2 protein-coding genes are annotated in these 886 nt (G+C 70.8%); one reads left to right on the top strand and one right to left on the bottom strand.

The window, feature by feature from the left end; translation table 11 throughout:
* The coding region (locus ACIKT0_RS19285; RefSeq protein WP_407106882.1) for a glutamate--tRNA ligase family protein at positions 1 to 464 on the bottom strand (464 nt) is incomplete at its 3' end.
* Between the two features lie 27 nt (positions 465 to 491).
* Between ACIKT0_RS19285 and ACIKT0_RS19280 the strand changes: the two genes are divergently transcribed.
* Positions 492 to 857: a DNA glycosylase family protein gene (locus tag ACIKT0_RS19280; RefSeq protein WP_407106881.1), complete on the top strand. Its 366-nt coding sequence runs from the start codon at positions 492 to 494 to the stop codon at positions 855 to 857.
* Positions 858 to 886 lie beyond the last annotated feature (29 nt).

The raw sequence follows: 886 nt of genomic DNA, 5'->3' as shown, positions 1-886 counted from the left end.
GCTTTCGCTGGGAGGGAGCGCCGCGACGGCAGTCGGAGCATCTCGACGACTATCTCCGCGCCCTCGAGGAACTCGACCGCCGCCGCGATGTCGGACCGGGTGAGCCGGCAGCGATAAACCAGACCGCGTCGGTCGAGTTCCTCGAGGGCGCGGAGATAGTCGTCGAGATGCTCCGACTGCCGTCGCGGCGCTCCCTCCCAGCGAAAGCCGAGCCAGGCGAGGTCCTCCTCGATGGCTTCTCCGAATTCCGGCTTCGAGCGGACCGGGTCGATGTCCTCGATGCGAAGCAGCACGCGCCCGCCCGCGGCCTCCGCCGCGCGCCACACGCACAGCGCCGAAAGGGCGTGGCCGAGATGCAGGTGTCCGGTCGGCGAGGGAGCGAAACGGAACACCGGCCGCTCGTCCCCCGGAAGCGGCTCCGAGCCCCCCTCCTCCCGCCGATCCCGCGATGCCGGTTCCTGCATCTGTCCTTTCCCGCTAGCGTGCCAGCGGTGGGCCCTCTCCGCATTCTTGGCAAGCCTGAGCTCGAGGCGGCGCTCGACGCGCTCTGCGCGCTCGATCCCGCGATGGCGCGCCTGCGCGCGGTCGCGGGGGAGCCGCCGCTGCGCTCGCTGGACCCTGGCCTCGCGGGACTGATCTGGCTCGTCAACTCACAGATGATATCGGTGACCGCCGCGCGAGCCATTCACGGCCGGATCGAAGCCGCGCTCGGAGCGCTGGATCACGCCCAGCTTTCGCAAGCTCCCGACGAGCTGTTCCGCGCCGCCGGCGTCTCGCGCGGCAAGCTCCGGACGATACGGGCGCTGTGCGCGGCGGTCGACGGCGGGCTCGACATCGCCGGGCTCGCCCCACGGTGATCGTCGATGAAGGCGATCATCGCTTGAAC

The sequence above is a fragment of the Hansschlegelia beijingensis genome (assembly GCF_045505405.1).
In the GTDB taxonomy this organism is placed as follows: Bacteria; Pseudomonadota; Alphaproteobacteria; order Rhizobiales; family Methylopilaceae; genus Methylopila; species Methylopila beijingensis_A.
The sequence above is the reverse complement of the archived record's forward strand: the minus strand, read 5'-3'. Positions and strand labels throughout refer to the sequence as shown.